Raw genomic sequence first — 22,076 nt, 5'->3', positions numbered from 1 at the left:
CAGAACAGTGACCACGCTCACAGGTCCGCGGAAGGTGGTGCCCGGGCCCGGCGACCGTCGGCCCCGGACCGCAGGAGGACCCCATGAGCACCACCGAACCGGTGACGACCCCGCAGGCCAGGCGGGACCGCACCCACTACCTCTACATCGCGGTGATCATCGCCGTGGTGCTCGGGGCCGTCGTCGGCCTCGTCGTCCCGGACTTCGCCGTCGGGCTGAAGTGGATCGGCACGACGTTCGTCGCGCTCATCAAGATGATGATCCAGCCGGTCATCTTCTGCACGCTCGTCCTCGGCGTCGGGTCCGTCCGCAGCGCCGCGAGCGTGGGCAAGGTCGGGGGCCTGGCCCTCGGCTACTTCCTCACGATGTCGACGGCCGCCCTCGCCATCGGCATGGTCGTGGGCAACCTCCTCGACCCGGGCAAGGGGCTCAACCTCTCCGACGAGGTCGCCGGCGTCGGCAAGGAGCAGGCGGCCGAGGCCCACGGCTCCACGACGGAGTTCATCACCGGGATCGTGCCCGACTCCCTGCTCTCGTCCCTCACCTCCGGCGAGGTGCTCCAGACCCTCCTCGTCGCGCTGCTCGTGGGCTTCGCCCTGCAGGCGATGGGGCGCTCGGGCGAGCCGATCCTGACCGGCATCGGCCACGTCCAGCGCCTGGTCTTCCGCGTGCTGGCGATGATCATGTGGGCCGCGCCGGTGGGCGCGTTCGCCGCGATCGCCGCCGTCGTCGGCGAGACGGGTGTCGACGCGCTCAAGAGCCTCGCGACGATCATGATCGCCTTCTACATCACCTGCTTCCTGTTCGTCTTCGGCGTGCTCGGCGCGATCCTCAAGCTCGCGACCGGCGTCAACATCTGGAGCCTGCTCAAGTACCTGGGCCGCGAGTTCCTGCTGATCGTGTCGACGTCGTCGTCGGAGTCGGCCCTCCCGCGCCTCATCGCGAAGATGAACCACGCCGGTGTCGAGAAGACGACCGTCGGCGTCGTCGTGCCGACCGGCTACTCGTTCAACCTCGACGGCACCGCGATCTACCTGACGATGGCGTCGATCTTCATCGCCGACGCCCTCGACAAGCCGCTGTCGATCGGTGAGCAGGTCTCCCTGCTGCTGTTCATGGTCATCGCGTCCAAGGGTGCCGCCGGCGTCACCGGTGCCGGCCTCGCCACGCTCGCCGGCGGCCTGTCCTCGCACCGCCCGGAGCTGCTCGACGGCGTCGGCCTGATCGTCGGCATCGACCGCTTCATGTCCGAGGCCCGCGCGGTGACGAACTTCGCCGGCAACTCCGTCGCCACCGTCCTCATCGGCCACTGGACCGGCACCCTCGACCGCGCGCAGCTCGACCGGGTGCTCGCCGGGGAGGACCGCTTCGACGAGGCCACCATGGTCGACGACGACCACGGCGCCCCCACCCCGCCGCCCGCACGCGAGCCCGCGTCGGTCTGACGCGCCACCGCCGCAGCGCCCCGGTGCCTCACGGCGCCGGGGCGCTCGGCGTACGTGATCGGGCCGCAGACGCGCGGACGTCGGTCCGTCGGTCCCCGTCCGTCACGCCGCGTCGCGCACCGCTGAGGGGACCAATGTCCGTTCCCGTACGACCACGGCACGGGCGAGCACGGCCCTCACCCAGTCGGCGCGGAACATCACGTCCTCCCAGGTGAAGCGCAGGACCAGCCACCCGGACGCGGTCAGCAGGCTGTAGCGGCGGACGTCCTTGCGGAAACCGGCGCGATCGCCGTGCCACTCGTAGGACTCGCACTCGACCGCGAGCTCGAGCCGGAGGTCGACCAGGTCCGGGCGGGCCCAGACGAACTCGTCGGAGATGACGAGCTGGGGCTCGACGTCGAGCCCGGGCACGTCGTGGCAGATGGCGCGCGTCACGGACTCGAAGGCGTTCGCCGACTCGGCGCGTGCGGCACGGGCCACGCGTGCCGCGCGCTGCTGCCCGCGACCGCGCACCAGTGCGGCCGCGCGGGCCAGGGTCGCGTGCTCGCCGTGCCGGAGTGCCGAGTCCGCGACGACGAGCGCCTCGTCGTAGGGGAGGAGCCTCAGGCACTGCTCGAGCGTGACGTCGCGGCTCGTGGCGCCCACGGCCACGTCGTCTGGCCCGAGGTCGCGCCGGTGCAGCACGACGGCGTCCCGGAACCGCGCGGGCACCTTGCGCTTGCGGGGCACGACCACGTGCGGCCGCTCGGGCACGGCCTTGACCTCCCAGCCGTGGTGCAGGGCCGCGCTGGTGAGGCAGAGCACGCCGTTCATCGCGTGCGCCGTCCGGGCGGCGTCATCGACCTCCGGCAGGACGTAGCGGCCCTGGCCCACCCGCACCACCTGGCCGTGGGTGAGCGCGCGGTCGACGTCCGCCCGCGAGGTCGCACGGATCAGCGCGGCCCGGGTCGACACCCCTCCGTGCCGCGCCATCACCTCGCCCACGTCCACGGGCACCAGCATCGCGGCACCCGGTCGGGGACGTCGGTGCCTCTCCACAGGCTCGGAGACCGACGGACGTTGGTCACCCCGGGCCGGCCGCTCCCGCGCGGGGGAGCCGTGAGGTCTTGACCAACGCCCGCGCGTCTACGACACGAGCGAGCGGTACAGGTCGAGCGTCCGGCCGGCGATCGAGCCCCAGCTGAAGGACTCCTCGGCGCGCCGGCGCCCCGCCTCGCCGTACGCCCGGGCGCGGGCGGGATCGCTGACCGCGTCGGTCAGCGCTGCGGCGAGGTCGGCGACGTAGGCCTCCGGGTCGAGCGGAGTGCCGGTGCCGTCCGTGGCCTGCTCGATGGGCACCAGCCAGCCTGTCTCACCGTGGACGACGACCTCGGGGATGCCTCCGGTCGCGGTCGCGACGACGGCGGTCTCGCAGGCCATCGCCTCGAGGTTGACGATGCCGAGCGGCTCGTAGATCGACGGGCACGCGAAGACCGTCGCCGCGGTGAGCAGGGCGACGACGTCGGGTCGGGGGAGCATCTCGGCGATCCACACGACGCCCGACCGGGTGGCGGCGAGGTCGTCGACGAGCCCGCGCACCTCCGCCTCGATCTCCGGGGTGTCGGGCGCGCCGGCGCACAGCACGAGCTGCACGTCGGGCGGCAGCGCGGCGGCCGCGCGGAGGAACAGCGGCAGGCCCTTCTGGCGGGTGATCCGGCCGACGAAGATCACGCTCGGCCGGTCCGGGTCGACGCCGAGCTCCCGGACCCGGTCGGGGTTCGCCGCCGGGGACCACTCGGTGGTGTCGATGCCGTTGTGCACCACGTGCACGCGGGCCGGATCCACCGACGGGTAGCTGCGCAGCACGTCGTCGCGCATCGCCGCGCTCACCGCGACGATGCCGGCCGCGCCCTCGTACGCCGTCCGCTCGGCCCAGCTGGACAGCGCGTAGCCGCCGCCGAGCTGCTCGGCCTTCCACGGCCGCATCGGCTCGAGCGAGTGGGCGCTCACCACGTGCGGGACGCCGTGCATCAGCCCGGCGAGGTGCCCGGCCATGTTGGCGTACCAGGTGTGCGAGTGGACGAGGTCGGCGCCGGCGCAGTCGTCGACCATCGCGAGGTCGACTCCGAGGGTGCGGATCGCGGCGTTGGCGCCGGCCAGCGACGTGGGTTCGGCGTACGCCGTCGTGCCCGGCTCGGACCGCGGGGCGCCGAAGCAGCGGACCCGCGCGTCGACGTCGGGCAGGACGCGCAGGGCGCGGACCAGCTCGGCGACGTGGACGCCCGCTCCTCCGTAGACCTCCGGTGGGTACTCCTTGCTGAGGACGTCGATGCGCATGACCTTGAACCTAGACCCAACGGAGGTCGACGCGCTCGTGCCCGACGGCTAGTTTCAAGGCATGTCAGTCACGCCGAGTCGCAAGAAGGTCCTCGCCGTCGTCCTGGCAGGCGGTGAGGGCAAACGCCTGATGCCGCTCACGGCCGACCGCGCCAAGCCCGCGGTGCCGTTCGGCGGCATCTACCGCCTCATCGACTTCGCGCTCTCCAACGTCGTGAACTCCGGCTACCTCAAGGTCGTCGTGCTCACGCAGTACAAGTCCCACAGCCTCGACCGCCACGTCACCACCACCTGGCGGATGTCCAACCTGCTGGGCAACTACGTCACCCCGGTGCCGGCCCAGCAGCGCGTCGGCAAGCGGTGGTACCTCGGCAGCGCCGACGCGATCTACCAGTCGCTCAACCTGCTCACCGACGAGCAGCCCGACATCGTCGTGGTCGTCGGTGCCGACCACGTCTACCGCATGGACTTCTCGCAGATGGTCGCCGACCACGTCGAGTCCGGGGCGGGCTGCACGGTGGCGGCGATCCGCCAGCCGATCGGCCTGGCCGACCAGTTCGGCGTGATCGACGTCGACCCGGCGAGCCCGCAGAAGATCCGCGCGTTCCTCGAGAAGCCCACCGACCCGGTCGGTCTGCCCGACGCGCCCGACGAGGTGCTGGCGAGCATGGGCAACTACGTGTTCACCGCCGACGCGCTGCGCGAGGCGGTCACGCGTGACGCCGACCTCGAGGGCTCGAAGCACGACATGGGCGGCGACATCGTGCCGTGGTTCGTCGACAAGTCGGAGTCCTCGGTCTACGACTACAAGGACAACGAGGTTCCCGGCTCCACCGACCGTGACCGCGGCTACTGGCGTGACGTGGGGACGATGCGGTCCTACTACGACGCGCACATGGACCTGGTGTCCCCGCTGCCCGTCTTCAACCTCTACAACACCGCGTGGCCGATCTACACCAGCTACGGGCCGCACCCGCCGGCCAAGCTGGTGGAGGGTGCGAGCGGCGCGGGTGTCTCGACCTTCAACTCGATCCTGTCGCCGGGCACGGTCGTCAGCGGCGGCACGGTCAACAAGTCGGTGCTCTCCCCGGGCGTGTGGGTCAAGGACGGCGCCGAGGTCTCGGACTCGGTGCTCATGGACGGCGTGCGCATCGGCGAGGGCGCGATCGTGCGCAACGCCATCATCGACAAGGGCGTCGTGGTGCCGCCCGGTGTGCAGATCGGCGTCGACCGCGAGGCCGACCTGGCCCGCGGCTTCGTCGTCGACGACGGCCTGACCGTCCTCGCCAAGCAGCAGCCCGTCCCTGCCGACCAGGTGGACGGCTAGCGGGACGAGCCAGCGGGACGGCTAGGTAGGGCGCCGGAGCGCGGCGCGCTGCCCCTCGAGGAACGCGCGCTCCACGTCGTTGCGGCAGGCCGCGATGGCCTGGTCGTACGCCGCGCGCGCCGCGTCGGTGTCGCCGGCGCGCGACAGCAGCTCGGCCCGCACCGCGGCGGGACGGTGGCTGTCGGGGATCTCGAGTCCCTCCAGCTCGGCCAGCCCGGCGACCGCCCCGCGGTCCTCGGCGACCGCGACGGCCCGGGCCAGGCGGGCGCTGGGGGAGGGGGAGACCTGCAGCAGCAGGTCGTAGAGCCCGACGATCCGGTCCCAGGGGGTGTCGTCACTGCTCGCGACGGTCGCGTGCTCGGCCGCGATCCGGGCCTGGAGGACGTACGACGCGGTGGTCGGGGTCACCGGGCCGGCGAGCGGTGCCGAGGAGAGCAGCCGGGTGGCCTCGGCGACCTCGTCGTGGTGCCATCGGCTGCGGTCCTGGCCGGCCAGCAGCACGAGCCTGCCGTCGCGCAGGCGCGCGTCGCGACGCGAGTGCTGGAGCAGCATCAGGGCCAGCAGGGCGACGAGCGCGGGCTCGTCGGGTCGCAGTCCGAGCACCACACGGACGAGCCGGACGGCCTCGCCCGACAGCTCCGCCCGCAGCAGGTCGGGGCCCGTGCCGGGGGCGTACCCCGCCGTGAACGCCAGGTAGGCGGTCTGCGCGACGACCTCGATCCGGTCGGGGAGGACGGAGGCGTCGGGCACCCCGAACGGGATGCCCGCACCGACGATGCGCTTCTTGGCACGGGTGATCCGGGCGGCCATCGTCGGCTCCGGCACGAGGAAGAGGCGGGCGATGTCGGCCGTGGGGACGCCGAGCACGAGGCGCAGGCTGAGCGCGCTGGCGGACTCGGGGGCCAGCGCCGGGTGCGCGCACATGAGCACCAGGCGCAGCACGTCGTCCTCGACGAGGCTGCCGGCGTCGGCCATCGTGCGGGCTCCCTCCTGGCGCTGCCGGGCGTCGACCACGAGCATCGGCTCCTTGCGCCGGGCCACGTCCTCGGTCCGCAGGCGGTCCACCACCCGCCGCCGGGCCGTGGTCAGCAGCCACGCCGGCGGGTTGGCCGGCGCCCCGTCGACGGGCCAGCGCCGGCTGGCCGCGGCCACGGCGTCGCCCAGCGCGTCCTCGACCAGGTCGAGCCGTCGGAACTGGGCGAGGAGGAGGGCCACGAGCCGGCCCCACTCCTCGCGCACGACCCGCTCGAGCCCCTCGAGCCCCGGCTGGCTCGGGACGTCGGGCGTCACCACGGTCGGGTCGCCCGGGTCAGTACGGGTCCACGGCCGGGGAGAGCTGCATGTCGTACGGCGGCAGGACCCGCAGCAGCTCCAGCAGCGCGTCGAGGTCGGGCGTCTCCACGAGGTAGAACCCACCCATCTGCTCGATCGCCTCCGTGTAGGGACCCTCGGTCAGGACGGTGCTCCCCCCGCGCGTGCGGACGGTCGTCGCGTGCGCAGGACCCGCGAGCGCCTCCCCGGCCAGGATCTCGACGCCGTCGCGCTCCTCGACGGCGGCGTGGAACGCCTCGAACTGCCGCATCACCGCGGCCTGCTCCTCGTCGTCGTGCTCCGACCACGGCTTGAGCTCCCCGTCGCCGATCAGCAGCACCAGGTACTTCATGCGGACTCCTCCTCGGAGAGCGTGCGACGCACCTCGACGGCGTCGCCCGTCGCGGACAGGATGGTGCAGACCTCCATGAGGTCGTCGAGGTCGTCGGTGCGGACCTCGTAGTAGCCGCCGAGCTGCTCGGCGGTCTCGGTCCACGGCCCGTCGGTCGCGGACGTCGCGTGGGGCGCCAGCGACCTCGCCTCGGACGCGCGCGGCAGCTCGGCGCCGCCGATGACGGTGTGCCCGCGCCTCTCCAGCTCCTCGGTGAAGCGACCGTGCGCATCGTAGGCCGCCTTCCTCTCCTCCTCCGGCGTGTCCCACCACGCCTCGGTGTCGCCGAACAGCAGCACGATGTAATCCGTCATCTGCGGTCTCCTGTCGCTCACTCGGCCAGCCGACGGAGCTCGATGTGCTCGCCCCGGCCCGCGAAGCGCTCGCACGTGGCCCGCAGGTCGTCCCCGTCCTCGGTGTCGACGAGGTAGAACCCCACCACCTGCTCGGCGGTCTCGCTGAACGGGCCGTCGGTCACGACGGCGGCACCGGTCCCGTCCGGTCGCATCGAGACAGCCTGGTCCGACGGCTCGAGGGGACCGACCGCCGCGAGGGTGTGGCCTCCCTCGCGGAGGTCCTCGTGGAACTGCGCGTGGGAGGCCCTGCCCTTCTCGTGCTCCTCCGGGGGCAGTGCCGCCCACTCGGCTTCCGGGGCGGGCAGCAGGATCAGGTAGCGGCTCATCGAGGGTCGAGCTCCTTCGGATCTGGCGGGTCGCACGGTTGCGACCTCACCCCCATGACGGGGCAACCCTGCCTGATTCGACACCGGTCCGACAGGTTCCTCGACGGAATCTGCGCGAGCCACCAAGATGGGGCCATGGCCACCCACGAGAGAGCCGGACAGCCCGCCCAGACCGAGGACCTGGTGGACGTCTCCCACCTCGTGACGGTCTACTTCGACCTCCAGCCCGACCCCGACGACGTCTCGCAGCAGGTCGCGTTCGGCACGAGCGGGCACCGCGGCACCTCGCTCAACGCCTCCTTCAACGAGGTCCACATCGCCGCGACGACGCAGGCGATCTGCGACTACCGCGCGGAGCAGGGCTACGACGGCCCGCTCTTCATCGGGCGTGACACCCACGCGCTCTCGGAGCCGGCCTGGGCCACGGCGCTCGAGGTGCTGGTCGCCAACGACGTCACCGTGCTGGTCGACGACCGCGACGGCTTCACCCCGACCCCCGCGGTCAGCCACGCGATCCTGCGCGCCAACCAGGGGCGTACGACCGGAGCCGGGCTCGCCGACGGCATCGTGGTCACGCCGTCGCACAACCCGCCCCAGGACGGCGGCTTCAAGTACAACCCGCCCCACGGCGGGCCGGCCGACTCCGACGCCACGTCCGTGATCGCGGCGCGGGCCAACGAGCTGATCCGCGGCAACATCGCGGGCGTGCGGCGGGTGGCGTTCGCGAAGGCGCGTGCGGCCGTCGGCTCCTACGACTTCCTCGGCACCTACGTCGACGACCTGCCGCAGGTGCTCGACCTCGACGTGGTGCGTGAGGCCGGCGTGCGCATCGGCGCGGACCCGCTGGGCGGGGCGAGCGTCGCCTACTGGGGCGAGATCGCCGACCGGCACCGCCTCGACCTGTCCGTGGTCAACCCCCTCGTCGACCCGACGTGGCGCTTCATGACCCTCGACTGGGACGGCAAGATCCGGATGGACTGCTCCTCGCCCCACGCGATGGCCTCGCTGGTCGGGCGCAAGGACGAGTACGCGATCGCGACCGGCAACGACGCCGACGCCGACCGTCACGGCATCGTCACGCCCGACGCCGGGCTGATGAACCCCAACCACTTCCTCGCCGTCGCGATCGGCTACCTCTTCGGCGGGGCGCGTCCCGGCTGGTCGGAGGCCGCCCGGATCGGCAAGACCCTCGTGTCGAGCTCGATGATCGACCGCGTGGCGGCCTCGATCGGCAAGCCCCTCGTCGAGGTCCCCGTGGGCTTCAAGTGGTTCGTGCCGGGGCTGATGGACGGGTCGTTCGGGTTCGGCGGCGAGGAGTCGGCGGGTGCGTCGTTCCTGCGCCGCGACGGCTCCACGTGGACCACCGACAAGGACGGCCTGCTCCTCGCCCTCCTCGCGAGCGAGATCCTGGGCGCGACGGGCCGGACGCCCAGCCAGCACTACGCCGAGCTGGTCGCGCAGCACGGCGACCCGGCGTACGCCCGCATCGACGCCCCGGCCGACCGCGAGCAGAAGGCCAAGCTGGCCGCGCTGTCGCCCGACGACGTCAGCGCGACGTCGCTCGCCGGCGAGACCATCACCGGCAAGCTCACCGAGGCGCCCGGCAACGGCGCGCGGATCGGCGGCCTCAAGGTGACGACGGAGTCGGCGTGGTTCGCGGCCCGGCCGAGCGGCACCGAGGACGTCTACAAGATCTACGCGGAGTCCTTCCGCGGTCCCGAGCACCTCGCCGAGGTGCAGGACGAGGCGCGGGAGGTCGTCAGCGCGGCCCTGCGCTGAGGAAGTGGTGCCCGCCGCGCGACTGCGGCGGCACCGTCACCGGTCCGGCCTCGATCGGTCCGCTCGCGGTCGGTCGTGCCGTAGGAGGCGGAGCCGTGCTGCCGCGGCGGGGCGTCGTCGACCTCGGCGCGCCGGAACGTCACCGCCGACACCGAGTCCAGCCTCACGAGGGACTGGCCGTCGCCGTCGTCGAGCACGGCGCCGAGGCCGTCGCACCCGATCACCCGGCCCCCGAGCCAGGTCCCCTGCACCAGCCCTGCGACGAACCTTGAGCCCGCCTGCGGAATCGGACCCCGCTGGTGTGGACCGCTACCGGGTGACGGGGCCCGCCTCGATCGGCTTGCGCGGCGCAGCCCAGTGGGCGCGGGCGCCGTCACCCTCGGCCTGGTCGTCCTCGGCGTCGCCGTGCCCGTCGATGTCCCGTCGTGAGAACCCGACCGCCGAGATCGCGTCCAGGCGCACGAGCACCTGCAGTCCCGCGCCGTCGTCGAGGACCACACCGAGGCCGTCGGCCCCGACGATGACGCCGTCGAGCCAGGTGCCGGACACCAGCAGCCGTACGGGTGACCCGGCGTCCTGCGCGTGCCGGAGCAGCGTGCCGACGGTGAACAACGTGCTGGACTTGCTCGACAAGGCGGGTTCCTCCCCCAGAGGTGGACCACGACCATAGGCACGTCGCCGCCGCCCGCGGGGGCGGTGAAGGGATCCCTGACTGATCGGCCGGTCCGCATGGCCCATCTGGGCCATGCAGGACAGGTCGGCCGGGGGACCGGGGCCCGGGGGTGGGTCACACGGTGGGGGTCGCGCGCTCCACGACCGCACGCAGCGAACCGCTCGTGAGCATCCCGAACGTGCCGCCGTACGCCGGCCCCAGGCGGCTGCCGCAGAAGGCGTCGGCGACCTCGGGCGGGGCGTACCTGACGAGCAGCGACCCCTGCAGGCACGCCGCCATCGCTCCCGCGAGCCGTCGCGCGCCCGCCTCGGGACCCGCCTCGCCGGCGCCCGCCTCGCCGAGGAGGGCGAGGGTGTCGTCGACCGCCCGGTCGAGCCGTGCGTCGCCGCCGCGGGCGGCCCCGACCTCGGTGATCCACGCCTGGAGCACCTCGGGCTCGCGGGACAGCGCCCGGAGCACGTCGAGGGCGTTGACGTTGCCCGAGCCCTCCCAGATCGAGTTCAGCGGGGACTCGCGGAACATCAGCGGCAGCCCGGAGTCCTCGACGTAGCCGTTGCCGCCGAGGCACTCCAGGGCCTCGGCGACCATCGCGGGGGTGCGCTTGCACACCCAGAACTTCGCGAGGGGCAGCGCGATGCGCCGCAGCGCGGCCTCGTGGGGGTCGTCGGCGCGGTCGACGGCCGCCGCCAGCCGCATCGCGAGCGCGGTCGCGGCCTCGGACTCGACGGCCAGGTCGGCGACGACGTTCTGCATGAGCGGCTTGTCGGCGAGGAGGCCGCCGAACGCCGAGCGGTGCGAGACGTGCCACGACGCCTCGGCGAGGGCGTGGCGCATCAGCGCCGCGGAGCCGAGGACGCAGTCGAGCCGGGTCGCCGCCACCATCTCGATGATCGTGCGGACCCCGCGTCCCTCGTCGCCCAGGCGCTGGGCGAGGGTGCCTGAGAGCTCCAGCTCGCCGGAGGCGTTCGACCGGTTGCCGAGCTTGTCCTTGAGCCGGACCACGTCGATCCGGTTGCGGGTGCCGTCCTCTAGCACGCGCGGGACCACGAAGCAGGTCAGCCCGCCCTCGGCCTGGCCGAGCACGAGGAAGACGTCGTTCATCGGCGCCGAGGTGAACCACTTGTGCCCGTGGAGGGCGTACCAGCCGTCGTCCCCGGTCGGGCGGGCCTCGGTCTGGTTGGCCCGCACGTCGGAGCCGCCCTGCTTCTCGGTCATGCCCATGCCGGCGAGCGCGCCGGTCTTCGACGACCGCGGGCGCACGCCCGGGTCGTAGGAGCGCGCCGCCAGCAGCGGCGTCCACGTCCGGGCGATCGCGTCGTCGGCCCGCAGCGCCGGCACGGCGGCGTACGTCATCGAGATCGGGCAGCCGTGACCGGGCTCGGTCTGCGACCAGGCGAGGAAGCCGGCGGCGCGGCGCAGGTGGGCGTACGGGTCACCGGCGGCTTGCTGCTCCCACGGGGCCGCCTGCAGCCCGTGCCCCACGGCCCGCTCCATCAGCCAGTGCCACGACGGGTGGAACTCGACCTCGTCCACCCGGTTGCCGAACCGGTCGTAGGGCGTGAGCCCGGGGTGGTGGCGGTTGGCCAGCATCCCGTGCTCGCGCGCCTCGGCGCTCCCGGCCTCCGCCCCGAGCGACGTCAGGTCGTCGACCACCTCGGCCGCGCCGTGCCGGACGACGGCCTCGGTGAGGGCACGGTCCGCGGTGACGACGTTGTGCCCGACCAGCGGCGGGGCCTGGTTGGTCGCGGTACGGGGATCGGGGGAGGCCACGGTCATGGGCAGACCCTAGGACGGCCCAGCGTCGGGTCGCCGCCCGGACGGTCAGTCCTGCGTGATGCCGTCCGGGACGGTGGTCCGGTCGAGGACGACCTTGCGAGAGCCCCGGAGCGGCTTGATGCAGCCCGCCTGCAGGCCGACCTTCGCGAGCCCGGCGAGGTCGCCGGCCTGGTAGGACAACGGAAGGTTGTAGAGCTCGGGGCCGGCGGTCATGTACTGGTCGGTGGCCGGCACGTGGCCCAGGCCCATCGCGTGCCCCACCTCGTGCAGCGTGAGCTGCTGGAACTGCGCCGCCGTCATCTGTGCGGTGTCGGTGAGGTCGTAGAGGACGCCGCCGTCACGGATCCGGAGGATGCGCTTGCCCCTGGCGTCGCGCGACCAGACGGTGCGGTCCGAGCCGCCGCGTGCGGCGTACGTCGGACCGAGGTCGAGGGGCGTCTCGGCATCGGTCGTGAACGCGAAGGTCAGCATCGGGTCGGACCTGCGGAACTTCTTGTCGAACGGAGCGGCCGAGGTCTCGCCCGTGAACGTGAAGCGCACACCGGTCGCCTGCGAGACGAGCGCGATCGTGTTGTGGATGCCCGCGGCCACGGTCGCCGGGTCGGGCGTGGCGCGCGAGGAGTTGATGCCGTAGGTCACCGTCCTGCACGGGTTCCAGCGGTCGCCCTCCTTGCGCAGCCTGACCCACGAGGTGGGCGAGCCGAGCGGGACGTACGCCGGGGCGACCGTCAGCCGGTGGGCGCGGGAGGTCGCGCCGCGGTACTTCCGCTTCTTCACCACGCGGGCACGCATCTTGGAGGAGTAGAACCAGTCGGTCGGCACCGTGATCGCGTAGGCGCCGGAGCGGTCGGACCTCGTCCGGGCGACCTTGCGCCAGCCCGAGGCGATCTTCTGCTCGAGGACGACGGTGCGCTTCCTCGCGCCCTTGCCCTTCGCCTTCACGTAGCCGGAGATGGTGACGGGGGTGCCGCCCGGGTTGGTCGCCGGAGCGCTGAGCGTCCCGGACACGCGGGTGCGCCCGGGGGCGGCCTGCGCCGGAGCGGCCAGGAGCGAGACGGTGAGCGCGCCGGCGCTGAGCACGGCGACGGCTGCGAGGACGGGGGCTCGGAGGGCTCGGCGCATGCGGTGACGCTACCCGCCCGACCGGCACGCCAGACCCGCGGCCGGGATCCGTCGATCGGGGTCCCGGCTCGATAGCGTGGACCCATGGTCGAGGCGCGCGAGGAGAACCCTGCCCCGCGCCCGTTCGAGGCCACGGTGCGGCGCTGGCGCGAGCACCTGTGGCGGATCATCGTCACGACCGTCGGGTCGTGCCTGCGCCACCGCGTCACGGGGCTGGCGGCGGAGGCGGCCTTCTTCGCCGTGCTGTCGGTGCCCCCGCTCGTGTTCGCCCTCGCCGGTGCGATCGGCTTCGTGAGCGAGCGCTTCACCGACACGCAGATCGAGGACATCAGCAACGCGGTCCTCGAGATCTCGCGGCAGGCCCTCACCGACCGCGCCGTGGACCGCATCATCGAGCCGACCATCAACGAGGTCCTCGACGGCGGGCGCTACGACGTGATCTCGATCGGCTTCATCCTGGCCCTCTGGTCGGGCTCACGCGCGCTCAACGTCTTCGTCGACACCATCACGATCATGCACGGCCTCGGCGGCCATCGCGGGATCGTCGCGACCCGGGCGCTCTCGTTCGTGCTGTACGCCCTCGCGATGGTCACGGGTGCGGTGAGCATCCCGCTCGTGGTGGCCGGGCCCTCGCTGGTCGACCGGGTGCTCCCCGAACGTCTCGACTTCGTCAACGCCCTCTACTGGCCGACGGTCCTGGCGGTCTGCATCTGCTTCCTCGCCACGCTCTACCACGTGTCGGTGCCGGTGCGGACCAACTGGAGCTTCAACCTGCCGGGTGCCTGCTTCGCGCTGTTCTGCTGGATCGCGGGGTCCTACGTCCTGCGCTGGGTGCTGACGGTCACCGCGGCGGAGTCGCGCTCGATCTACGGACCCCTGGCCGCGCCCATCGCGGTGCTGCTGTGGCTCTACCTCCTCGCCCTGGCCGTGCTCATCGGAGCAGCGGTCAACGCCGCGTTCGACACCGTCTTCCCGCAGAAGAACACGACGCGTGCGCGCCTCGAGCTCGTGCAGCGGCTGCGGGAGCGGATCAGCGTGCGAGACTCCTGACCGTGCATGCCGCGAGCGACCACCCCAGCGTGGGGCGGGTGTCCCTGCCGGACCGGGAGCGCTCTCCCTGGTGGGAGCTCGGCCGCCGGGTGCTGATGGCCCTCGGCATCCTGGTCGGCACCGTCCTGCTCGTGTACTTCGACCGCGCCGGCTACCGCGACAACGCCCACCCGGGGCGCGACCTGTCGCTGCTCGACGCGTTCTACTACACGACCGTCACCCTCAGCACGACCGGATACGGCGACATCGCGCCGGAGTCCGCGCAGGCCCGCCTGGTCAACGCGTTGGTGATCACGCCGGCCCGCATCGCCTTCCTGGTCCTGCTGATCGGCACCACCCTGGAGGTCCTCGCCTCCCAGGGACGCGAGATGTTCCGGGTCTCCCGGTGGAGGAAGAAGATGGACGAGCACGTCGTCGTCGTCGGCTACGGCACGAAGGGCCGCAGCGCGATCGAGACGCTCCTGAGCAACGGCTACGACCGCTCGGCGATCGTGGTGGTCGACCCCGGGGTCGTGGCGATGGAGGAGGCGAACCGTGACCAGCTCGCCGGCATCGTCGGCGACGCGACCCGTCGCGGGGTGCTGCGGCAGGCCGGCGTCGAGAAGGCCACCCACGTCATCATCACCACCGACCGCGACGACTCCAACGTGCTCGTGACGCTGACGGTGCGTCAGATCAACCCCGACGCCTGGATCGTCGCGTCGGTGCGCGAGCAGGAGAACGTCCCCCTGATGCGCCAGTCGGGCGCCAACTCCGTCATCACCTCCTCCGACGCGGTGGGACGCCTGCTCGGCCTGTCGTCGATGTCGCCGATGCTGGGCTCGGTCATGGAGGACCTGATGACCTACGGCGAGGGCCTCGAGGTCGCCGAGCGCGACCTGCTCGTCAACGAGGTCGGCAAGCAGCCCCAGCGGCTGCCCGACCAGGTGATCGCCGTCGTGCGCGACGAGAAGGTCTACCGCTACTTCGACCCGGTGGTGTCGCTGCTCGCGCGCGGCGACCGGCTGATCGTCGTACGCCCGGCGAAGGAGCTGCCCTGGGCGCCCCGCCCCGGCACGCACGGCGAAGAGCTCGCCGACGAGGACGACTGAGGGCGGCTGCGTTGATCGCCTCCCACGCCCACCGCTTCGTCTTCATCAAGACCCGCAAGACCGCCGGCACCAGCCTCGAGATCGCGCTGTCGCGCCACTGCGGCCCCGACGACCTGGTCACCCGGATCAGCCCGGAGGACGAGGAGCTGCGGGCGGCCGCCGGGGGAGTGGGCCCGCAGAACGACGACACCGAGCCCAGCTCGTACGCCCACATGGGCGCGCGCCGGGTCATCGAGGTCATCGGTCGGCAGACGTGGGACGACTACTTCACCTTCGCGGTCGAGCGGAACCCCTTCGACGTCGTCGCCTCCTCCTACCGCTACAGCGCGCGCAAGCCGACCTTCACCAAGACGTTCGCCGAGTTCGTCCGCACGCCTCGCCGGATGGAGCGGCTGGCGCTCAACGAGCGGCTCTACCGCCTCGGCGGACGGGTGGTCGTGGACCGGGTCTACCGCTACGAGGAGCTCCCGGCCGCCGTCGCCGACATCTCCGAGCGGCTCGGGATCGAGCTCGACCTGCCGCACGCCAAGCAGGGGAGCGGCCCGCACTACCGCGACCTGTACGGCCCCGGTGACGTCGAGATCGTCGCGGAGAGGTTCCGCCGGACGATCGAGGAGTTCGGCTACGAGTTCTGAGGGGGGCGGTGGCCCAGCCGCACCGAGATCCGCGCCGCGGCCTCCTCGAGCTGCGGCAGCACCTCGTCCATCCGCTCCGCCGGGAGGCGCTCGGCCGGCGCCGTGACCGACAGGACGGCGGCCAGCACGCCCATCGCGCCGCGCACCGGGACCGACAGGGTGTGCACGCCCTCGATCGTCTCCTCGAAGGCGCGTGCGTGCCCGGTGCGGCGCACCTCGGCCACCTGTCGCCGCAGCTGCTCCGGGGCCGGCGGGTTCACCGGGTCGAGGTCGGTGAGCTCGCGCTGGTCCGCGACCCGGAGGATCTCCGCGTCCGTGCGCTCGGCGAGGAGGACCCGGCTGGGCGCGCCGAACCACAGCGGGAGCGGCCGCCCGACGTGGAACCGCGCGGTGAGCCGACGCTGCGGCTCCACCTGCTCGACGTGGATCATCCGGTCGGCGTCTCCCACCGAGAGGCCCACGGTCTCCTTCACCGCCGCCGCCAGGTCGGTCATCGCACCCATCGCCGCCGCGCGCAGGCTCAGCCCGTGCTGGTAGGCCGAGCCGAGGGCGAGCGTGCGCGGACCGAGCCGGTAGCGCCGGGTCTCCGGGTCGCGGGCCGCGAGGTCGACGGCCTCGAGCTCGACGAGGATCCGCTGGACGGCCGACTTGGAGAGCCCGGTGCGCTCGGCGATCGCGCGCACGCTCGGCGGGGACGGCTCGGCGGCGAGGGTGTCGAGCACGGCCACGGCGCGGCGCAGCAGGCCACGCTCCTCCGTACGGGCGGGGGCAGGTGACAGGGTCACGCGCGCACTCCTCGGGTCGGTGATCGGTGAAGTCGCTCACTCCTTGACAGGTCGTCGCCGTCGAACGAACACTGACGGCTGGTGTCCCGATCTGGGGAATGCCGTCCCATCTTACGGGACACCACGACGCAACAGGAGTGGACATGTCACAACCGGGCACGACAGCGGTGGCGCACCAGCACGACGCGCACGACGAGGCCGCGATCCGCCGCGTGGCCGGGGCGAGCCTGCTGGGCTCGGTCGTGGAGTGGTACGACTTCTTCCTCTACGGGACCATGGCCGCCCTGGTGTTCAACAGCCAGTTCTTCCCGACCTTCGACCCGCTGGTCGGCACGATGATCTCGTTCGCGACCTTCGCCGCCGGCTTCGTCACCCGTCCGCTGGGCGGGTTCATCTTCGGCCACTTCGGGGACCGCATCGGTCGCAAGAAGATGCTCGTCCTGACCATGCTCATCATGGGCCTGTCCACCTTCGCGATGGGGCTGCTCCCCAACTACGCGGCCATCGGTGTGGCCGCACCGATGCTCCTGCTCGTGCTCCGCATGCTCCAGGGCATCGGTCTCGGCGGCGAGTGGGGCGGCGCGGTGCTGCTGTGCGTCGAGCACGCTCCCGACGGGCGCCGCGGCTGGTTCTCCTCGTGGCCGCAGCTCGGCGTCCCCATCGGCCTGCTGACGTCCACGCTGGCGGTCACGCTGGTGACCCAGCTGCCCGAGGACGACTTCCAGTCGTGGGGCTGGCGGGTGCCGTTCCTCGTCTCCATCCTCCTCGTGGTCGTCGGACTCGTGATCCGGCTGCGCATCGACGAGCCGCCGGCGTTCAAGGAGATCGAGGCGGCCGACGAGAAGGCCGCGCTCCCGCTGGTCGAGGTCTTCCGCGACCACCCCAGGGTCACGCTGCTGGCGATGGGCGCACGGGTGAGCGAGAGCGTCACCTTCAACATCTACAACGCCTTCCTCGTGACCTACACCGTCACCGTGCTGGGCCTCGACGCCTCGGTCGTCCTCGACGCGCTGCTCGTCGCGTCCGTCGTCGGGTTCGCGGCCATCCTGGTCGCGGGCCGCCTCTCCGACACGTACGGCCGACGTCCCGTGTTCGCCACCGGTGCCGGTCTCGCCCTGGTGAGCGCGGTGCCGATCTTCGCCCTCGTCAACACCGAGAACGCCGTGCTCATCACGCTCGGAGTCGTCGTCGGCTGGGGCCTCGCGGCCTGCATCATGTTCGGTCCGGAGGGCGCGATGTTCGCCGAGGTCTTCCCGACCCGGGTGCGCTACTCGGGGATGAGCGCGGTGTACCAGATCGGCGTGATCCCGACCGGCGCCGTCGCCCCGCTCATCGGCACGAGCCTGGTGAGCGCGTGGAGCGGGTCGGTGTGGCCGGTCGCCGTCTACGTCATGGCGATGGCGGCGATCTCGCTGGTGTCGGTGTGGTTCCTGCCCGAGACGCACCGCCGCAGCCTGCGCGACGCGGGGACCACCCGATGAGCCGCGACGGCCGGCCGGACGTCCTGCTCGTCCTGGCCGACGACATGGGCTTCTCCGACATCGCCTCCTACGGCGGCGAGGTCCGGACCCCGAACCTCGACCGGCTCGCGGCCGGGGGCGTGCGGATGACGCAGTTCTACAACACCGCGCGCTGCAGCCCCTCGCGTGCGTCGTTGATGACCGGGCTGCACCCGCACCAGGTCGGCATCGGGATCCTGAACTTCGACGACGCGCCCGACGGCTACCCCGGCAACCTCAGCGAGGACTGCGCGACGGTGGCGGAGGTGTGCCGCGACGCGGGGTACGCGACGTACCTCTCCGGCAAGTGGCACCTCGCCGTCGACATGGAGAACCCCAATCCGGCGTGGCCCACGCGGCGGGGCTTCGACCGCTTCTTCGGCACCCTCGAGGGCGCCGGGTCGTTCTACCGCCCGCGCACGCTCGTGCGTCAGGAGACCAACATCGAGCACGAGGCCGAGGAGGCCGGCTGGTTCTACACCGACGCCATCTCCGACACGGCCGTCGAGTTCCTCGCCGACCACGAGGACCAGCGCCCGGACGACCCGTTCTTCCTGTTCCTCTCCTACACGGCGCCGCACTGGCCGCTGCACGCCCACGACGAGGACATCGCGACCTACGCCGGCCGCTTCGACGCCGGCTGGGACCGGCTGCGCGAGGAGCGGCTCGAGCGACTGGTCGCCGAGGGCATCATCGACCCGTCCTGGCAGCTCACGCCGCGCGACGAGCGGGTGCCGGCGTGGGAGGACGTCGTGGACCGGGAGTGGGAGGCGTCGCGGATGGCGACGTACGCCGCGCAGGTCGACCGCATGGACCAGGGGATCGGCAGGGTCCTCGACCAGCTCGAGGTGACCGGGCGGCTCGACAACACCCTCGTGGTGTTCCTCTCCGACAACGGCGGGTGCGCCGAGGAGATGCCGCCCGGCGAGGGTGCGCGGGAGTTCGTCACCGCCTTCGTGCCCCTGCAGGACACGACCCGTGAGGGGGAGCCGGTGGTGCCGGGCAACGACCCCGCGCTGCGTCCCGGCCCGGAGTCGACCTACATGTCCTACGGGCGCTCGTGGGCGAACCTGTCCAACACGCCCTTCCGCGAGTACAAGCACTGGGTGCACGAGGGCGGCATCTCGACGCCCTTCATCGCCCACTGGCCTGCCGGCCTGCCGACCGACGGGTCGCTGTGCCGGGTGCCGAGCCAACTGGTCGACGTCCTGCCGACCATCGCCGAGGCGGCCGGCGCACGCTACCCGGCGCAGCGCAACGGCCAGGACGTGCCGGCGGTGGAGGGCGTCAGCCTCCTGCCTGCGCTTCGCGGGGAGGACGAGCCCGGCGACCGCGACCTCTACTGGGAGCACGAGGGCAACTGCGCCGTACGCCGCGGCCGCTGGAAGCTCGTGAAGAAGCACCGCGGCGCCTGGGAGCTCTACGACATCGAGGCCGACCGCACCGAGCTGCGCGACCTCGCCGGCTCCCACCCGGACCTCGTCGCCACCCTCGCCGAGGCGTACCAGCAGTGGGCCGACCGCTGCGGCGTCATCCCGCGCGAGAAGGTCCTCGAGCTGTACGCCGCCCGCGGGCACGGGCTGCCCGAGGAGTAGGGCCCCTCGAGGTGGGTCCGGCCTGCTGCGGAAGGGGGCGTCGCGCGGGCCGGACCCTGCGCGGCCGTAGCCGATGCTGACTCGGACCGGCTCGCGCACTCGTGGTGTAGCGGGGTACGCCCATCGTGGCACGGAGGGCAAAGGAAGACAGCCCCCGACCTGCGTCTCCGCAGGTCGGGGGCTGTTCTCGGCTGGTGGGCGATACTGGGTTTGAACCAGTGACCTCTTCCGTGTCAAGGAAGCGCGCTACCGCTGCGCCAATCGCCCGTGTTGAGTTGTGTCGTGCGAGGTGGGTACGGGATTTGAACCCGTGTAGACGGATTTGCAGTCCGTTGCCTCGCCTCTCGGCCAACCCACCGTGGAGGCCCACGTTTGCTTGGGAGACCCCTCAGAGCGGACAACGAGACTCGAACTCGCGACCTCAACCTTGGCAAGGTTGCGCTCTACCAACTGAGCTATGTCCGCCTGCTCTCCCGACCGGTTCTCACCGGCCCTGAGTGCGAGTGGAACAGTAGTACATGGCTCGCGCGGGTCCAAAATCGCCCCCCGTCGCGCGTGTTGGAGGCCCCCTAGAGTGAGCGCATGCGCGCCTGGCTCAACGGTTCCCTGCTGGACGACCCGACCGCGGCGGCGGTCGCGGTGACCGACCACGGGTTCACCGTCGGCGACGGGGTCTTCGAGGCCGTGAAGACGCTGGCGGGCCGGCCGTTCGCGCTGACCCGGCACCTGGCGCGGCTCGAGCGCAGTGCCGAGGGCCTGGGGCTGCCGGTCCCGGACCTCGACGACGTACGCCGCGGCGTGGCGGCCGTGGTCGGGGACGACCCGGTCGGCCGGCTGCGGATCACGTGGACCGCCGGGCCGGCGCCGATGGGCTCGGGGCGCGGCGGGGGACCGCCGACCCTCGTGGTGGCGTACAGCCCGATCGCGCGCGCCGCGAGCGCCACGACCGTCGTCACCGTCCCGTGGACGCGCAACGAGCACGGCGCCACCGCGGGGCTGAAGACGACGTCCTACGCGGAGAACGTCATCGCCCTCGCCCACGCCCAGCGCCACGGCGGCACCGAGGCGGTCATGGCCAACACCGCGGGCCACCTCTGCGAGGGGACGGGATCCAACGTCTTCTACGTGCGCGACGGCGAGCTGCGCACGCCCAGCCTCCGCTCGGGCTGCCTCGCCGGCATCACCCGTGAGCTGGTCGTCGACTGGTGCGGGGCCCGTGAGGTCGACGAGCCCCTCGCCGACGTCCTGGCCGGCGCCAGCGAGGCATTCCTGGTCTCGACCACCCGCGACGTCCAGGCGATCTCCCGGTGGGACGACCGCGAGCTCCCGGCCCCCGGGCCGGTCACCCGGAGGTGTGCGGAGACCTGGGCCGCCCGCGAGGCTGAGAGCATGGACCCATGAACGCTGCGTCCTCCTCCCTCGACTCCGCCGTCGCCGAGCGGCTCCGGCACACGGCGGAGGGCCTCGTGCCCGTCGTCGTGCAGCAGCACGGCACCGGCGAGGTGCTGATGCTCGCGTGGGTCGACGACGAGGCGCTGGGCCGCACGATCGACACGGGCCGGGCGACGTACTGGTCGCGCTCGCGGCGGGAGTACTGGGCCAAGGGGGACACCTCGGGCCACGTCCAGTGGGTCAAGGAGATCCGGCTCGACTGCGACGGCGACACGCTCCTGTTCGTGGTGGACCAGGTGGGCGCGGCGTGCCACACCGGCGACCGCACCTGCTTCGACGCCGACCTCGTGCACGCGGTCGATGGCTGACCCGGCCCACCCACGCCGCCGGACCTTCGGCCCGGTCGTCCTCCTCGGCGTGGCCGCAGGGGCGCTGGCCGCCTACGCCGGGTCGCGTACGTGGGTCCGCGGCACCGGGACCACGGACCTGCCCGACGTGGCCGGCGGCGCGTCGGCGGCAGGGTCGTCGCCGCTGACGACGGCGCTGGCGTTCGTCGTGCTGGCGTGCTGGGGCGTGGTGCTCGTGACGCGTGGCCGGTTCCGGCGGGCGGTGGCCCTCCTCGCGGTGCTCGGCGCGCTGGGTGTGGCGGTGTCGGTGGCGTGGGCGCCGTTCAGCCTGCCGGACCACGTCCGCAGCCGCGCCCTCCGGGACACCGGGGTGGCCCTCGAGGGCACGAGCCTCACTGCGTGGTGGGTGGTCGCGGCCGGTGCAGCGGTGCTCGCGCTGGTCACGACGGGGGCGTGCGCCCGCTGGGTGCGCCACTGGCCCGAGATGGGCGCGAAGTACGACAACCCGACGGCCGGTCCAGCGCAGGACGGCACCGACGAGCCGGTGCCGAGCGAGAACATCGACATCTGGAAGGCCCTCGACGAGGGTCGCGACCCGACCGCCTAGACTTCCCCCAGCACTCGCTGAACCCCACGAAGGAGCACCCACGATGGCTGCAGGCCACGGCAACACCCCCGCTGCTTGGACCGCCGTGTCGGTCGCGATGGTCGGCTTCGTCATCGGCAGCGTCGCGCTCCTGCAGGTGCCCACCCAGATGACCCTGCTCTGGCTCGGCATCATCGTCGCCCTGGTCGCCTTCCCGCTGTTCCTCGTGCTGGCCAAGCTCGGCCTCAACGCGTCCGACCACTGAGTCCCACCG

The 22,076-nt window shown here is 72.5% G+C and carries 22 protein-coding genes and 3 tRNA genes; 12 read left to right on the top strand and 13 right to left on the bottom strand.

The genetic code is table 11. The features are described 5' to 3' along the window. Positions 1–83: 83 nt before the first annotated feature. Positions 84–1,445, top strand: coding sequence for a cation:dicarboxylate symporter family transporter (locus F4692_RS19610; protein WP_179621423.1), 1,362 nt, complete (start codon positions 84–86; stop codon positions 1,443–1,445). A 102-nt stretch (positions 1,446–1,547) separates the two neighbouring features. Here the strand turns inward: F4692_RS19610 and F4692_RS19605 are convergent, their stop codons facing one another. Together F4692_RS19605 and glgA are read right to left on the bottom strand one after the other, a co-directional pair. Continuing rightward, entirely contained in the window at positions 1,548–2,447 is a 900-nt protein-coding gene (locus F4692_RS19605; protein WP_179621422.1) for a hypothetical protein, read from the bottom strand. A 123-nt stretch (positions 2,448–2,570) separates the two neighbouring features. Further along, complete coding sequence (gene glgA / locus F4692_RS19600; RefSeq protein WP_179621421.1) at positions 2,571–3,761, bottom strand: glycogen synthase; 1,191 nt, start codon at positions 3,759–3,761, stop codon at positions 2,571–2,573. 61 nt (positions 3,762–3,822) lie between these two features. Here glgA and glgC point away from each other — a divergent pair, with 61 nt between their 5' ends. Continuing rightward, positions 3,823–5,088: a glucose-1-phosphate adenylyltransferase gene (glgC, locus tag F4692_RS19595; RefSeq protein ID WP_179621420.1), complete on the top strand. Its 1,266-nt coding sequence runs from the start codon at positions 3,823–3,825 to the stop codon at positions 5,086–5,088. Between the two features lie 21 nt (positions 5,089–5,109). Here the strand turns inward: glgC and F4692_RS19590 are convergent, their stop codons facing one another. From F4692_RS19590 to F4692_RS19575, 4 genes are read right to left on the bottom strand one after another with little or no spacing between them, the layout of a single operon-like run. Beyond that, the gene (locus F4692_RS19590) at positions 5,110–6,378 is read right to left on the bottom strand and encodes an RNA polymerase sigma factor (protein ID WP_179621419.1); all 1,269 of its coding nucleotides are present in this window, start codon (positions 6,376–6,378) and stop codon (positions 5,110–5,112) included. A gap of 19 nt (positions 6,379–6,397) precedes the next feature. After that, on the bottom strand, positions 6,398–6,751 hold the full coding sequence (locus tag F4692_RS19585; RefSeq protein ID WP_179621418.1) for a YciI family protein: 354 nt from the start codon (positions 6,749–6,751) through the stop codon (positions 6,398–6,400). Beyond that, positions 6,748–7,104, bottom strand: coding sequence for a YciI family protein (locus F4692_RS19580; protein ID WP_179621417.1), 357 nt, complete (start codon positions 7,102–7,104; stop codon positions 6,748–6,750). Before F4692_RS19580 ends, F4692_RS19585 begins: the two co-directional genes overlap by 4 nt. Positions 7,105–7,121: 17 nt before the next feature. After that, entirely contained in the window at positions 7,122–7,472 is a 351-nt protein-coding gene (locus tag F4692_RS19575; protein WP_179621416.1) for a YciI family protein, read from the bottom strand. Between the two features lie 135 nt (positions 7,473–7,607). Between F4692_RS19575 and pgm the strand changes: the two genes are divergently transcribed. Next, positions 7,608–9,251: a phosphoglucomutase (alpha-D-glucose-1,6-bisphosphate-dependent) gene (gene pgm, locus F4692_RS19570; protein WP_179621415.1), complete on the top strand. Its 1,644-nt coding sequence runs from the start codon at positions 7,608–7,610 to the stop codon at positions 9,249–9,251. A 309-nt stretch (positions 9,252–9,560) separates the two neighbouring features. Here the strand turns inward: pgm and F4692_RS19565 are convergent, their stop codons facing one another. From F4692_RS19565 to F4692_RS19555, 3 genes are all read right to left on the bottom strand, one after another. Beyond that, entirely contained in the window at positions 9,561–9,884 is a 324-nt protein-coding gene (locus F4692_RS19565; RefSeq protein WP_179621414.1) for a hypothetical protein, read from the bottom strand. A gap of 154 nt (positions 9,885–10,038) precedes the next feature. Next, positions 10,039–11,700, bottom strand: coding sequence for an acyl-CoA dehydrogenase family protein (locus F4692_RS19560; protein ID WP_179621413.1), 1,662 nt, complete (start codon positions 11,698–11,700; stop codon positions 10,039–10,041). Positions 11,701–11,745: 45 nt separating this feature from the next. Further along, complete coding sequence (locus F4692_RS19555; RefSeq protein WP_179621412.1) at positions 11,746–12,822, bottom strand: matrixin family metalloprotease; 1,077 nt, start codon at positions 12,820–12,822, stop codon at positions 11,746–11,748. 84 nt (positions 12,823–12,906) lie between these two features. On the opposite strand from F4692_RS19555, the gene F4692_RS19550 reads away from it, so the two are divergent. From F4692_RS19550 to F4692_RS19540, 3 genes are all read left to right on the top strand, one after another. Further along, a complete protein-coding gene (locus tag F4692_RS19550; protein WP_179621411.1) occupies positions 12,907–13,872 on the top strand; it encodes a YihY/virulence factor BrkB family protein in 966 nt (321 codons plus the stop codon). A 95-nt stretch (positions 13,873–13,967) separates the two neighbouring features. After that, complete coding sequence (locus tag F4692_RS19545; RefSeq protein WP_179621459.1) at positions 13,968–14,963, top strand: potassium channel family protein; 996 nt, start codon at positions 13,968–13,970, stop codon at positions 14,961–14,963. Between the two features lie 11 nt (positions 14,964–14,974). After that, positions 14,975–15,598 carry a sulfotransferase family protein gene (locus tag F4692_RS19540; protein WP_179621410.1) on the top strand — a complete coding sequence of 208 codons (624 nt, stop codon included), beginning with the start codon at positions 14,975–14,977 and terminating at the stop codon, positions 15,596–15,598. Here the strand turns inward: F4692_RS19540 and F4692_RS19535 are convergent. Then, complete coding sequence (locus tag F4692_RS19535) at positions 15,586–16,383, bottom strand: IclR family transcriptional regulator (protein WP_179621409.1); 798 nt, start codon at positions 16,381–16,383, stop codon at positions 15,586–15,588. The genes F4692_RS19540 and F4692_RS19535 overlap by 13 nt on opposite strands. Before the next feature lie 143 nt (positions 16,384–16,526). Between F4692_RS19535 and F4692_RS19530 the strand changes: the two genes are divergently transcribed. Next, positions 16,527–17,864, top strand: coding sequence for an MFS transporter (locus tag F4692_RS19530; RefSeq protein ID WP_179621408.1), 1,338 nt, complete (start codon positions 16,527–16,529; stop codon positions 17,862–17,864). Next, complete coding sequence (locus F4692_RS19525) at positions 17,861–19,477, top strand: arylsulfatase (protein WP_179621407.1); 1,617 nt, start codon at positions 17,861–17,863, stop codon at positions 19,475–19,477. The genes F4692_RS19530 and F4692_RS19525 overlap by 4 nt, the downstream gene beginning before the upstream one ends. 192 nt (positions 19,478–19,669) lie before the next feature. On the opposite strand, the gene F4692_RS19520 is transcribed toward F4692_RS19525, so the two are convergent. The 3 genes from F4692_RS19520 to F4692_RS19510 all read right to left on the bottom strand — a co-directional run bounded on the left by F4692_RS19520 (position 19,670) and on the right by F4692_RS19510 (position 19,942). Further along, positions 19,670–19,744 (bottom strand) — tRNA-Val (locus F4692_RS19520). Between the two features lie 20 nt (positions 19,745–19,764). After that, a tRNA-Cys gene (locus F4692_RS19515) sits at positions 19,765–19,835 on the bottom strand. A gap of 34 nt (positions 19,836–19,869) precedes the next feature. Continuing rightward, positions 19,870–19,942, bottom strand: a tRNA-Gly gene (locus tag F4692_RS19510). 117 nt (positions 19,943–20,059) lie between these two features. Between F4692_RS19510 and F4692_RS19505 the strand changes: the two genes are divergently transcribed. Genes F4692_RS19505 through F4692_RS19490 form a run of 4 tightly spaced genes read left to right on the top strand, consistent with a single transcriptional unit; the run spans position 20,060 to position 22,067 of the window. After that, on the top strand, positions 20,060–20,878 hold the full coding sequence (locus F4692_RS19505) for an aminotransferase class IV (RefSeq protein ID WP_179621406.1): 819 nt from the start codon (positions 20,060–20,062) through the stop codon (positions 20,876–20,878). Further along, positions 20,875–21,237 (top strand): phosphoribosyl-AMP cyclohydrolase, encoded by a 363-nt coding sequence (gene hisI, locus F4692_RS19500; RefSeq protein WP_179621405.1) that lies wholly within the window; start codon positions 20,875–20,877, stop codon positions 21,235–21,237. The genes F4692_RS19505 and hisI overlap by 4 nt, the downstream gene beginning before the upstream one ends. Further along, positions 21,230–21,823 carry a Trp biosynthesis-associated membrane protein gene (locus F4692_RS19495; RefSeq protein ID WP_179621404.1) on the top strand — a complete coding sequence of 198 codons (594 nt, stop codon included), beginning with the start codon at positions 21,230–21,232 and terminating at the stop codon, positions 21,821–21,823. The genes hisI and F4692_RS19495 overlap by 8 nt, the downstream gene beginning before the upstream one ends. Before the next feature lie 43 nt (positions 21,824–21,866). Then, positions 21,867–22,067, top strand: coding sequence for an HGxxPAAW family protein (locus F4692_RS19490; protein WP_179621403.1), 201 nt, complete (start codon positions 21,867–21,869; stop codon positions 22,065–22,067). Positions 22,068–22,076: the final 9 nt, after the last annotated feature.

This window comes from Nocardioides cavernae, from assembly GCF_013410035.1.
Taxonomy (GTDB): domain Bacteria; phylum Actinomycetota; class Actinomycetes; order Propionibacteriales; family Nocardioidaceae; genus Nocardioides; species Nocardioides cavernae_A.
The sequence above is the reverse complement of the archived record's forward strand: the minus strand, read 5'-3'. Positions and strand labels throughout refer to the sequence as shown.

Bases quoted from the DNA above. Each gene is read 5' to 3' on its own strand.
- F4692_RS19575 (WP_179621416.1), bottom strand. From the start codon at position 7,472: ATGAGCCGCTACCTGATCCTGCTGCCCGCCCCGGAAGCCGAGTGGGCG.
- F4692_RS19495 (WP_179621404.1), top strand. From the start codon at position 21,230: ATGGCTGACCCGGCCCACCCACGCCGCCGGACCTTCGGCCCGGTCGTC.
- pgm (WP_179621415.1), top strand. From the start codon at position 7,608: ATGGCCACCCACGAGAGAGCCGGACAGCCCGCCCAGACCGAGGACCTG.
- F4692_RS19560 (WP_179621413.1), bottom strand. From the start codon at position 11,700: ATGACCGTGGCCTCCCCCGATCCCCGTACCGCGACCAACCAGGCCCCG.
- F4692_RS19490 (WP_179621403.1), top strand. From the start codon at position 21,867: ATGGCTGCAGGCCACGGCAACACCCCCGCTGCTTGGACCGCCGTGTCG.
- F4692_RS19610 (WP_179621423.1), top strand. From the start codon at position 84: ATGAGCACCACCGAACCGGTGACGACCCCGCAGGCCAGGCGGGACCGC.
- F4692_RS19605 (WP_179621422.1), bottom strand. From the start codon at position 2,447: ATGCTGGTGCCCGTGGACGTGGGCGAGGTGATGGCGCGGCACGGAGGG.
- F4692_RS19545 (WP_179621459.1), top strand. From the start codon at position 13,968: ATGGCCCTCGGCATCCTGGTCGGCACCGTCCTGCTCGTGTACTTCGAC.
- F4692_RS19530 (WP_179621408.1), top strand. From the start codon at position 16,527: ATGTCACAACCGGGCACGACAGCGGTGGCGCACCAGCACGACGCGCAC.
- hisI (WP_179621405.1), top strand. From the start codon at position 20,875: ATGAACGCTGCGTCCTCCTCCCTCGACTCCGCCGTCGCCGAGCGGCTC.
- F4692_RS19525 (WP_179621407.1), top strand. From the start codon at position 17,861: ATGAGCCGCGACGGCCGGCCGGACGTCCTGCTCGTCCTGGCCGACGAC.
- F4692_RS19555 (WP_179621412.1), bottom strand. From the start codon at position 12,822: ATGCGCCGAGCCCTCCGAGCCCCCGTCCTCGCAGCCGTCGCCGTGCTC.
- glgA (WP_179621421.1), bottom strand. From the start codon at position 3,761: ATGCGCATCGACGTCCTCAGCAAGGAGTACCCACCGGAGGTCTACGGA.
- glgC (WP_179621420.1), top strand. From the start codon at position 3,823: ATGTCAGTCACGCCGAGTCGCAAGAAGGTCCTCGCCGTCGTCCTGGCA.
- F4692_RS19505 (WP_179621406.1), top strand. From the start codon at position 20,060: ATGCGCGCCTGGCTCAACGGTTCCCTGCTGGACGACCCGACCGCGGCG.
- F4692_RS19585 (WP_179621418.1), bottom strand. From the start codon at position 6,751: ATGAAGTACCTGGTGCTGCTGATCGGCGACGGGGAGCTCAAGCCGTGG.
- F4692_RS19580 (WP_179621417.1), bottom strand. From the start codon at position 7,104: ATGACGGATTACATCGTGCTGCTGTTCGGCGACACCGAGGCGTGGTGG.
- F4692_RS19550 (WP_179621411.1), top strand. From the start codon at position 12,907: ATGGTCGAGGCGCGCGAGGAGAACCCTGCCCCGCGCCCGTTCGAGGCC.